Genomic DNA, 7,463 nt, shown 5'->3' on the forward strand with positions numbered 1-7,463 from the left:
TAGGCTGGCAACGTGGCTGATGTCATCCGCGTGCCCAATGCGAAGATCGCATTGTCCACTGCTTCGGTATATCCGGAACGCACTCCAGACGCGTTCGAGCTGGCCGCGCGCCTGGGTTACGACGGCGTTGAGGTCATGGTCGGCGCCGACCCCGTGAGCCAGGACATCGACGTGATCGAGCGGCTCTCCGAGCACTACGAGGTGCCCGTCCTGGCCATCCACGCCCCCTGCCTGCTGGTCACGCAGCGGGTGTGGGGGCGCGATCCCTGGGCCAAGCTGGTCAAGGCGCAGAAGGCGGCCGAACGCCTGGGCGCCTCGACGGTCGTCGTCCATCCGCCGTTCCGATGGCAGCGCGACTACGCGCGCGACTTCGAGAACGGCCTGGCCAGGATGCGCGAGGAGACCGACGTCACCTTCGCGGTGGAGAACATGTTCCCGCTGCGCGCCAGGGGCAACGACGTCGTCCCCTACTCTCCCGACTGGAATCCGATCGACTACGCCTTCCCCCAGGTCACGCTCGACCTGTCGCACACGGCCGTGTCGGGCTCCGACGCCATGGAGATGGCCGTCAAGCTCGGCGACCGGCTCGCCCACCTGCACCTGGCCGACGGCCTCGGGATGACCAACAAGGACGAGCACCTGGTGCCGGGCAGGGGCAACCAACCGTGCGCGCAGATCCTCGAACGCCTGGCGGGCAACGGCTATTCGGGGCTGGTCGTGCTCGAGATCAACACCCGCAAGGCGGCCAGCCGCACCGAGCGCATCGACGATCTCGCCGAGGCGCTGGCCTTCGCCCGGCTGCACCTGGCGGCTTCCACGTGAACACAGGGCCGATCAAGGATCTGGGCCGGGTGTTCGACCGGGTGGCCGACGCGTACGACGCGGGCAGGCCTGGCTACCCCGACGAGCTCTACCGCGCGCTCATGGAGGTGTCCGGCGTCGATCTCGACGGCGCCACCACGGTCGACGTGGGCGCGGGCACCGGCATCATGACGCGGGCGCTCAGAGCGCGTGGCGCGCACGTCATCGCGATCGACCCGGGTGCCGGGATGCTGACCAGGCTGGTGTCGCGGACGAGCGGCGAGGAGGGTGCGCCTGTCACGGCCCTGCTGGCCGACGGCAACACCCTGCCGCTGGCCGACGGCGTGGCCGACCTGGTCACGTTCGCCCAGTCGTGGCACTGGCTCGACCCGGTGGCGTCGATCGCCGAGGCGAGACGGGTGCTGCGGCCCGGGGGCACGATCGCGGGCTGCTGGAACTTCGCCCACGCCGCGCAGGCCGAGTGGCTGGCCGCGTACGAAGCCCGGCTGGCGGAGGAGGTGCCGGCCTATTGGGGGCCGGCGGTCGAGCGGTGGTCGGCGCCGCCCATCGCCTCGGCCTTCGAGGTGATCGAGGAGCGGTGGATCCCGTGGACGAGGCTGGTCGGCATCGAGGACTTCCTGCTCGGCCTGCGCTCCCACTCCTATATGGCGGCGCTGTCGCCGCGGCGGGCCGATGAGCTGGTCGAGAGGCAGCGGGCCGAGTTGCGCGAGGTGTTCCCCGAGGGTGTGCTGTCCGTGCCGATGCGGGTCTACCTGGCGGTGGGCCGGTGACGCGAGGTAAGGCCTCGGAGGAGTCGACGGCCAGACGCCGTCCTGGACGCAGGCCGGGTTCGGCCGACACGCGGGGCGAGATCCTGGCGGCGGCGAGGAAGGTGTTCGCGGAGAAGGGGTTCGACAAGGCGACCGTGCGCGGCATCGCCAGGGAGGCGAAGGTCGACCCCGCTCTGGTGCACCACTATTTCGACACCAAGGAGGGCATGTTCGCGGCGGCCATGCAGTTGCCGATCACCCCGGAGATCGTCGTCCCCGTGCTGGTCGCCGGCCCGCGCGAGGAGATCGGCGAGCGGCTCGTCCGGATGATCCTTGAGGTCACCGCCGAGCCGGAGACCCGCGAGCCGATGGTGGCGCTCATTCGCTCGGCCATGACCAACGACCGTGCGGTCGTGATGTTCCGTGAGTTCATCTCGAACGCGCTGCTCTTCCAGGTGGCCGACCGGCTGCGGGTGCCGCATCTGCGGATCGAGGCGGCGTTCGCCCAGATGTTCGGCGTGATCATGGGGCGCTATGTGATCAAGCTGGAGCCGCTGGCGAGCGCCGGTCATGACGAGCTCGTCGAGCTGCTCGCGCCGACGATCCAGAGGTACTTCACAGAATAGAGCATTGTTCTGTCGACGGCGGTGACCATAGGGTATGTCGCGTACCCCGGCAAAGTTACCCGGCAGTAGGATCGCAGTGGAGGGCTGTGAAGCGGGTGACCGTACGCTGACAGCCAACGTCGTCTGTGGGAGGACCCCGTGCTCTGGGTAGCCATCATCGGGCTTGTCATGACCGTCCTGGCGGTGGCCGTCGCCGGCCGCCGGGTGCTGTTCCTGTACAAGCTCGCGACCGTGGGCCCGCCTGCGCCCGAGCGCGTCGAATACGCCAGGACACACGTGGCCGACGAGGTCAAGGCGCAGCTCGTCGAGGTGTTCGGGCAGAAGAAGCTGCTCAAGTGGACCGCGTCGGGCGTCGCGCACTTCTTCGTCATGTGGGCGTTCTTCATCCTGCTGACCGTCTACGTCGAGGCGTATGGCGCGATCATCCAGGGGGCGATCACCGGCACGCCCGACTTCCACATCCCGCTCATCGGCACCTGGGGCGTGCTCGGCTTCGTGCAGGACTTCATTGCGGTGGCCTGCCTGCTCGGCCTGGTCGCCTTCGCGGTCATCAGGGTCAGGAACTCTCCCAAGGCGCTCGGCCGCGACTCCCGCTTCTCCGGCTCCCACCTCGGCGGCGCGTGGCTCGTCCTGTTCATGATCTTCAACATCATCTGGACGCTCTTCCTGGCCCGCGGCGCGGCAGCCGCCAACGGCAACCTCCCCTACACCTCGGGGGCGTTCGTCTCGCTCGCGCTCGGCGACGTGCTGCCGGGGAGCACCCTGCTGGAGGAGATCGCGCTGCTCCTGCACATCGGCTTCATGCTGGTGTTCCTGGTCATCGTGGTGAACTCCAAGCACCTGCACATCTTCACCGCGCCGCTCAACGTGCTCTTCTCCCGCCGCCCCGACGGCATGGGCGCGGCGGTCGAGATGCGCGTCGACGGCAAGCCGGTCGACTTCGAGGACGAGGACCTCGACCCCGAGCGGCTCGGCCGCGGCAAGATCGCCGACACCACGTGGAAGGGTTTCCTCGACTTCTACTCCTGCACGGAGTGCGGCCGTTGCCAGTCGCAGTGCCCGGCCTGGAACACCGACAAGCCGCTGTCGCCGAAGATGCTGATCCTCGACCAGCGCGACCACGCCTTCAAGGCGGCCCCCTACCTGATGGCCGCCTCCGCCGGGCAGCCCGACCACAGCGACACCGACGTGCTCGCGCTGCTGGAGAAGCCGCTGGTGGGCGAGGAGGGCGTGATCCATCCCGACGTGCTCTGGTCGTGCACCAACTGCGGCGCCTGCGTCGAGCAGTGCCCCGTGGACATCGAGCACATCGACCACATCCTCGACATGCGCCGCTACCAGGTGATGGTGGAGTCGTCGTTCCCGTCCGAGGCGGGAGTGATGGTGAAGAACCTGGAGAACAAGGGCAACCCGTGGGGCATGTCCGAGATGAAGCGGGCCGACTGGATCGAAGAGCTCACCTCCGTGGACGGGCAACCCATCGAGATCGAGGTGGTCGAGGACAAGATGCCCGCCGACGCCGAATATCTGTTCTGGGTGGGCTGCGCGGGCGCGCTCGAAGACCGGGCTAAGAAGACCACCAGGGCCGTGGCGGAGCTGCTGCACATCGCGGGCGTGAAGTTCGCGGTGCTCGGCCCGATGGAGGCGTGCACCGGCGACCCCGCCCGGCGCCTCGGCATGGAATATCTGTTCAACATGCTCGCCCAGCAGAACATCGAGACGCTCAACGACGCGGGCGTGAAGAAGATCGTGGCGACCTGTCCCCACTGCTTCAACACCCTGGCCAACGAATATCCGCAACTGGGCGGCACGTACGAAGTCGTGCACCACACGCAGTTGCTGGCGAAGCTGGTGGACGAGGGCCTGCTCACCCCGGTCACGCCGATCGAGGAGAAGATCACCTATCACGACCCCTGCTTCCTCGGCCGCCACAACAAGGTCTATTCCCAGCCCCGTGACATCATGGCGAAGGTGCCGGGCGTCAAGACCCAGGAGATGCACCGCCACAAGGACCGCGGCTTCTGCTGCGGAGCCGGCGGCGCCCGCATGTGGATGGAGGAGCGCATCGGCAAGCGCATCAACACCGAGCGCGTCGACGAGGCTCTGACCACCGATCCCGACACCGTCTCGACCGCCTGCCCGTTCTGCATGGTGATGCTCGGCGACGCCATCAGCGAGAAGAAGAACAGTGGTGAGGCCAAGGAGTCGCTCGAAGTGGTGGACGTGGCGCAGCTGTTGATCAAATCGGTCAAGGGTGCTTCCTGACCACCCCATGTCGGACTCCTCCACAGCCCTTGTGGAGGAGTTTCGCACGTCAATAGGGGTGAGGAACAGCAAATCTGGCATCCACATAACGGGAAAATCACGGTAACCTCAACGTCGCATGGCTCTATTCGACGGGGAGGGGGCTCGTGATGGGCGTCGTGGTGACGGACGCCGAAGTCACTCTGGCCGACGTTCTCTCCCTCCGGCTCGCCATCGACGAACCACTGAAAGACGGCACCGAACTGGTGTTGAGGCACCGCACCACGGGGGTCGAACGCGACGTGCTGCTCGGCACGCCAGGCGCGCGGGCACGCGAGGCCACGCTCGCGGTCTCGCTCGCGCCGCTGGAGCTCAGCGCCGGACGCTGGGACGCCTATCTGCGCCGCGACGGCAAGCGGGTCAGGCTCCGCAGCGTCGATCCCGGCTTCTCACTCGACCACCTCGACGCGTACGCGCTGTGCAGGCGCACCCTCGCCTACCGCTCCTACCGCACCCGCAACGGCTACCTGGCGCTGAAGATCTCCGAAGCGGAGCCCGTGGCCGAGGTGCGGGCCATCTGGTTCAGGGAGGGCCGCTTCGAGGTGATGGGCCTGCTGGCCTACACCGGGCTGGAGGATGACGACTGCCGCCACGAGGCCATGCTGACCCTCGATCGCCGGCAGACGAGCGCCCGGGTGTCGGCCACGGCCACCGTGCAGGGCGTACGTTTCCACGCGGCCGTCTCGCTCGTCGACGTCCTGGCGGCCGACCTCGACGAGGACGCGACCCCCGCAGGCTTCGCGGGCTCCGCGGTCTTCGGCATCTGGGAGCCGGCGCTCCAGGTTGAGGGTGTGGCCACACCGATGAAGCTGGGCGCGCGGCTCGACGACGTCGACGGCAAACGACGCCGGCTGCACTATCCGTCAGCCACGGTCGACGGCGTACCGATCAGACCCTGCTACACCTCCGACGACGAGCTGCGCATCGAGGTGGGCGGATGAAGGTCAGCCTGGTCCTCACGTCCGCCTACGGCATGCGCGGCGACGTGCGCGCCACGCTCAATCTCGCCACCGCCCTCGCCGAGCGCCACGACGTCGAGGTGATCAGCGTCAGGCGGCATAAGGAGAAACCGTTCTTCCCCGTCGACCCCGGCGTGTCCATGCGCAGCGTGATCGACGCCAGGCCGGGGGTCAGGCACCTGTTGCCGCACGGGCAGGTGCGCACCGAGGTGGCGCTCTGGCGGGTGCTGCGCAACCTCAAGACCGACGTGCTGATCACCACCAGGCCGGGGCTCAGCGTCCAGGCGGCCAGGCACGCGCCGCGCGAGATCCTCAAGATCGCCAGGGAATGGGGCCGGCCGGCCGTGCCGGGTCCCGTCAAACGCTTCTACCCGCGCCTGAACGCCGTCGTGACGGCCACGGACTCCGCCCAGGAGGAATGGGCCAGGCTCCTCGCCGGCGGGCCGCCTGTGCACGCCCTGCTGGACGCGCTGCCCGCGGGGCCGTGGCCGCGCTCACGGATGGACAACAGGATCGTCGCGGCCGGCGGGCGCCTGGTGGCGGTCAAGGCGTACGACCGGCTGATCAGGGCGTTCGCCGTCATCGTGGACAAGCGGCCCGACTGGGCGCTGCGGCTCTACGGCGGCGGCCCCGAGGAGCGGCGGCTGCGCTCGCTCGTCAGCGAGCTCGACCTGCACAACCACGTCTACTTCATGGGCACGACGCCCGATCTGGCCGGCGAGTTCGCCAAGGCGTCGATCGTGGCCAGCGCCTCGCGGGGCGAAGACCTCGGCATGACGGTGCTGGAGGCCATGGGCTGCGGGGTGCCCGTGGTGGCGCTCGAAGGGGCCAGGGGGGCGAAGGAGTTCGTCGCGACGGGCTACAACGGGGTGCTGGTGCCCGACGTCGAGGCCGACCCGCAACCGTTCGCGGTGGCGCTGCTGGCGCTGATCGACGACGAGCGCAGGCGGCGCTCCCTCGCCGCGGGGGCGCTCGACACCGCTGTGCGCCATGCGGCCGACGAGGTCGCCGACCAGTGGGAGAAACTGATCGCCGGCCTTCGGTGAGGTCTTCCGGCACGGCCCGCCGATACGGGTTACGGGTACCGTAGAAGCATGCATGGGTACAGCGGAGACAAGCAGGCCTATCTGACACGACTCAGGCGGATCGAGGGGCAGATCCGGGGCCTGCAGCGCATGGTGGACGACGATGCCTACTGCATCGACGTCCTCACCCAGGTCTCCGCGGCCACCCGGGCGCTGCAGGCGGTGGCGCTGGGGCTGCTGGAGGAGCACATCTCGCACTGCGTGGCCGACGCGATCAACAATGGTGGCCCTGAGGCCGAGGCGAAGGTGAAGGAGGCCTCGGCGGCGATCGCCCGCCTGGTCCGTTCGTAGGGGACGGACGGAGGCTAGTCCGTACATAATGAGACATCGTCCGTACGTAGGAGACCGGGGTGGCGGGATGACTAGTTATGTGAAACCCCGGAAACCTTCGTCCCCGACTCATTGGAGTCAGGAACCCGGTTCCCGGGGCCAGAATTTACTGATCTTTACTAGTGACTCGCTGAAGTCCGCAATCCGAGCGCGTCGTCGAGTTCGTCCAAGGTCAGCCGCCGTTCACTGACTGCCACGGCGGTGAGCACCTCGGCGTAGAGCGCAATCTCGTCCAACGCGACACGGTCGTGGACCCGAGAGTCCAGGTCGTTGTGCCCCACCGCGTCGTCCTTTCCTTCCGCAGCCCACACCCTCTTCGAGGTTACGGCGAAGACCCTTCAGGCGACATGGCCCATCGGGGTCATTCCTTTCCGCGTCGCGGGCCCCGGGAGGATCATTTCCCCAAGGAGAGATCACAATTCAGCGAATTTCCTGTCACTCCAGTGTTAGAACGATATAGGCGGAGTTAGGGTGAAATATCGGTATTAGTGCTTTACGTGTGACCTGTGTGACGATCGTCGCGTTCGTGAATGATCTTACGCACGAGTGCCGCCTGCCCCGCCAGCCCCCGCTCCGGCACCTTGGCCC

Annotated in this window: 8 protein-coding genes; 7 read left to right on the plus strand and 1 reads right to left on the minus strand. The window is 67.8% G+C overall.

Annotated elements, in window-relative coordinates; genetic code table 11:
- Window positions 1-12: 12 nt before the first annotated feature.
- From E1294_RS20740 to E1294_RS20770, 7 genes are all read left to right on the plus strand, one after another.
- Window positions 13-822, plus strand: coding sequence for a sugar phosphate isomerase/epimerase family protein (locus E1294_RS20740; RefSeq protein WP_132510517.1), 810 nt, complete (start codon window positions 13-15; stop codon window positions 820-822).
- On the plus strand, window positions 819-1,592 hold the full coding sequence (locus E1294_RS20745) for a class I SAM-dependent methyltransferase (protein WP_246083149.1): 774 nt from the start codon (window positions 819-821) through the stop codon (window positions 1,590-1,592). Before E1294_RS20740 ends, E1294_RS20745 begins: the two co-directional genes overlap by 4 nt.
- Window positions 1,589-2,197, plus strand: coding sequence for a TetR/AcrR family transcriptional regulator (locus E1294_RS20750; RefSeq protein ID WP_132510519.1), 609 nt, complete (start codon window positions 1,589-1,591; stop codon window positions 2,195-2,197). The genes E1294_RS20745 and E1294_RS20750 overlap by 4 nt, the downstream gene beginning before the upstream one ends.
- A 138-nt stretch (window positions 2,198-2,335) precedes the next feature.
- The gene (locus E1294_RS20755; protein WP_132510521.1) at window positions 2,336-4,462 is read left to right on the plus strand and encodes a (Fe-S)-binding protein; all 2,127 of its coding nucleotides are present in this window, start codon (window positions 2,336-2,338) and stop codon (window positions 4,460-4,462) included.
- 149 nt (window positions 4,463-4,611) lie between these two features.
- The gene (locus tag E1294_RS20760) at window positions 4,612-5,442 is read left to right on the plus strand and encodes a hypothetical protein (RefSeq protein WP_132510537.1); all 831 of its coding nucleotides are present in this window, start codon (window positions 4,612-4,614) and stop codon (window positions 5,440-5,442) included.
- Window positions 5,439-6,506 (plus strand): glycosyltransferase, encoded by a 1,068-nt coding sequence (locus E1294_RS20765; protein ID WP_132510523.1) that lies wholly within the window; start codon window positions 5,439-5,441, stop codon window positions 6,504-6,506. The genes E1294_RS20760 and E1294_RS20765 overlap by 4 nt, the downstream gene beginning before the upstream one ends.
- A gap of 48 nt (window positions 6,507-6,554) precedes the next feature.
- Window positions 6,555-6,836, plus strand: coding sequence for a metal-sensitive transcriptional regulator (locus tag E1294_RS20770; protein ID WP_132334374.1), 282 nt, complete (start codon window positions 6,555-6,557; stop codon window positions 6,834-6,836).
- A gap of 158 nt (window positions 6,837-6,994) precedes the next feature.
- Here E1294_RS20770 and E1294_RS52830 read toward each other — a convergent pair whose 3' ends face one another.
- A complete protein-coding gene (locus E1294_RS52830; RefSeq protein WP_165959714.1) occupies window positions 6,995-7,156 on the minus strand; it encodes a hypothetical protein in 162 nt (53 codons plus the stop codon).
- Window positions 7,157-7,463: the final 307 nt, after the last annotated feature.

The sequence above is a fragment of the Nonomuraea diastatica genome (assembly GCF_004349015.1).
In the GTDB taxonomy this organism is placed as follows: domain Bacteria; phylum Actinomycetota; class Actinomycetes; order Streptosporangiales; family Streptosporangiaceae; genus Nonomuraea; species Nonomuraea diastatica.

Excerpts from the sequence above, each read along its gene's own strand:
- E1294_RS20770 (WP_132334374.1), top strand. The coding sequence starts at position 6,555 with ATGCATGGGTACAGCGGAGACAAGCAGGCCTATCTGACACGACTCAGG.
- E1294_RS20760 (WP_132510537.1), top strand. The coding sequence starts at position 4,612 with ATGGGCGTCGTGGTGACGGACGCCGAAGTCACTCTGGCCGACGTTCTC.
- E1294_RS20765 (WP_132510523.1), top strand. The coding sequence starts at position 5,439 with ATGAAGGTCAGCCTGGTCCTCACGTCCGCCTACGGCATGCGCGGCGAC.